This window comes from Escherichia sp. KCJ4928, assembly GCF_004352695.1.
Taxonomy (GTDB): domain Bacteria; phylum Pseudomonadota; class Gammaproteobacteria; order Enterobacterales; family Enterobacteriaceae; genus ECMA0423.
This window is the reverse complement of sequence record NZ_SJWV01000304.1, coordinates 1-3,078: the sequence shown is the minus strand read 5'-3', so window position 1 is coordinate 3,078 and position 3,078 is coordinate 1. Positions and strand designations below refer to the sequence as shown.

The following is a 3,078-nucleotide window of genomic DNA, read 5'->3' as shown; positions in this document are numbered from 1 at the left end:
TTCCGATGACAGTGCCGGTAGTTGATGCCGTTCCAGTTCCGGACCGGAGTCGTCCGGGAACAAATATTAAAGATGTTTACAGTGCCCCTGTATCACCAAATCTACCGGACCTGGTATTAAGTGTGGGTCAGATGAATACTCCGGTTCTGTCTAATCCCGAAATTCAGGAAGAAGGAGTTATTGCTGAGACAGGTAATTATGTTGAGGCTGGTTATACGATGTCCAGTAATAATCATGATGTCATTGTTCGTTTTCCTGAAGGCAGTGGTGTTTCTCCGTTATATATTTCAACTGTAGAGATTCTGGGCAGTAATGGTCTGAGTCAGCGTCAGGAAGCCGAAAATAAAGCAAAGGATGATTTCAGAGTCAAGAAAGAAGAAGCGGTAGCCCGGGCTGAAGCTGAAAAAGCAAAAGCCGAGTTATTTAGTAAAGCAGGTGTGAACCAGCCTCCTGTATATACACAGGAAATGATGGAAAGGGCTAATTCAGTAATGAATGAGCAGGGAGCTCTTGTTCTGAATAACACTGCCAGTTCTGTACAACTGGCGATGACCGGAACTGGTGTCTGGACTGCTGCTGGTGATATTGCAGGCAACATAAGCAAGTTTTTCAGTAATGCTCTGGAGAAAGTAACCATACCCGAAGTGAGTCCCCTGCTTATGCGGATTTCTCTTGGTGCTCTGTGGTTTCATTCAGAAGAAGCTGGAGCAGGAAGTGATATCGTGCCGGGGCGAAATCTGGAGGCGATGTTTTCGCTGAGTGCTCAGATGTTGGCTGGACAGGGCGTGGTCATTGAACCTGGTGCGACGAGTGTAAATCTGCCTGTTCGTGGACAATTGATAAACAGTAACGGGCAATTAGCTCTGGATTTACTGAAAACAGGGAATGAAAGTATCCCAGCTGCGGTTCCTGTTCTTAATGCTGTCCGTGATACAGCAACAGGACTGGATAAAATCACGTTACCAGCAGTAGTAGGCGCACCTTCCCGGACGATTCTGGTTAATCCGGTACCACAACCTTCGGTGCCAACAGATACAGGTAATCATCAACCCGTTCCGGTTACACCAGTGCATACAGGAACGGAAGTAAAACCGGTCGAAATGCCAGTAACGACGATTACTCCTGTTTCTGATGTTGGTGGACTACGAGATTTTATTTACTGGCGTCCTGATGCTGCTGGGACTGGTGTTGAAGCTGTTTATGTGATGCTTAATGAACCTCTGGATTCAGGGCGATTTTCGCGTAAACAACTTGATAAAAAATATAAACATGCTGGTGATTTTGGTATTAGTGATACAAAAAAGAATCGTGAAACTCTTACTAAATTCAGGGATGCTATTGAGGAGCATTTATCGGATAAGGATACAGTAGAGAAAGGAACATACCGAAGAGAAAAAGGTTCAAAAGTTTATTTTAATCCTAATACGATGAATGTGGTTATAATTAAGTCAAATGGTGAGTTCTTATCTGGGTGGAAAATAAATCCAGATGCGGATAATGGTCGAATTTATTTAGAGACAGGTGAACTATGAACAAGATGGCAATGATCGATTTGGCGAAATTATTTTTAGCTTCGAAAATTACAGCAATTGAGTTTTCAGAGCGAATTTGTGTTGAACGGAGAAGATTGTATGGTGTTAAGGATTTGTCTCCGAATATATTAAATTGTGGGGAAGAGTTGTTTATGGCTGCTGAGCGATTTGAGCCTGATGCAGATAGGGCTGATTATGAAATTGATGATAATGGACTTAAGGTTGAGGTCCGATCTATCTTGGAAAAATTTAAATTATAATCATGAGTGATTTTAATATCTGGCATTTAAGTATAAATGTCAGATATTCACTCATGACAAGGAGATGTCATGAAAAAAAAAGATAGGGGGATCTATGATTCTCGTTCTTGCTGTTTTGTGTCTGACTGCTTGCCAAGCTAACTATGTAAGAGATGTTCAGGGTGGAACAATTGCTCCATCATCATCTTCGAAACTAATCGGGGTGGCGGTTCAGTGAAAAATATTAAAGGATCTTCTTGAGATCCTTTTTTTCTGCGCGTAATCTGCTGCCTGTAAACGAAAAAACCCGCCTTGTGGCGGGTCCTTCCGTCCGATCAGAAGTCTTCGACCTCTTCTAATCGGCGGTGGTAACTGGCTTGGAGGAGCACAGTCACCAAAACTGTCTTTTCAGTTTAGCCTTAACTGGTTCATAACTTCAAGAGCAACTCCTCTAAATCAGTTACCAATGGCTGCTGCCAGTGGCGTTAAGTCGTGTCTTTTCCGGGTTGGCCCCAAGAGAACAGTTACCGGAGAAGGTGCAGCAGTCGGGCTGAACGGGGGGTTCCTGCATACAGCCCAGCCCGGAGCGAACTGCCTAAGTCGCCCCGAGATACCAGAAGACGTGAGCTATGAGAAAGCGCCACGTGTCCCGCAAGGGAGAAAGGCGGAAAAGGTATCCGGTAATCGATATGGCGGGAACGTGGGGGCGCAGGAGGGAGCGATTCACCGGAAACGGTGATGATCTTTAAGCCACGTCGGGTTTCGCCACCGCTGGCGGATTTCATGGTTGAGCCTCATGGCTCCCACAGATGCACAGAAAAAGCGTCTGTTTTGTGAAGTCCGTCAGGGGGGCGGAGCCTATGGAAAAACGCCAGCGGCGCGACTTTTTTTTGCCCTTTGCCTTTTTGCTCACATGTTCTTTCCGGCCTTATCCCCTGATTCTGTGGATAACACTATCACCGCTTTTGAGTGGGCAGATACCGCTCGCCGCAGCCGAACGACCGAGCGTAGCGAGTCAGTGAGCGAGGAAGCGGAAAAGCGCCTGGACGAGCATTTTCTCCTTACGCATCTGTGCGGCATTTCACACCCGCCATGGCGCACTTTTCATACAATTCTCACTGATGCCATATGATTAAGCCAGTATACACTCCGCTATCGCTATGTGACTGGGTCATGGCTGCGCCCCGACACCCGCTAAAACCCGCTGACGCGCCCTGACGGGCTTGTCTGCTCCCGGCATCCGCTCACAGGCCAGCTGTGACCGTCTCCGGGAGCTGCATGTGTCAGAGGTTTTCACCGTCATCCCC

Annotated in this window: 3 protein-coding genes; all 3 read left to right on the top strand. The window is 46.7% G+C overall.

Annotation, left to right across the window (positions count from 1 at the left end; genetic code table 11):
• On the top strand, positions 1 to 1,532 hold a 1,532-nt coding region (gene cda / locus E0D98_RS22895), incomplete at its 5' end, for a colicin-D (protein ID WP_131891098.1).
• The gene (locus tag E0D98_RS22890) at positions 1,529 to 1,792 is read left to right on the top strand and encodes a colicin immunity domain-containing protein (RefSeq protein ID WP_001038407.1); all 264 of its coding nucleotides are present in this window, start codon (positions 1,529 to 1,531) and stop codon (positions 1,790 to 1,792) included. The genes cda and E0D98_RS22890, both read left to right, overlap by 4 nt.
• Before the next feature lie 94 nt (positions 1,793 to 1,886).
• On the top strand, positions 1,887 to 2,009 hold the full coding sequence (locus E0D98_RS22885) for a colicin release lysis protein (RefSeq protein WP_072165042.1): 123 nt from the start codon (positions 1,887 to 1,889) through the stop codon (positions 2,007 to 2,009).
• Positions 2,010 to 3,078: the final 1,069 nt, after the last annotated feature.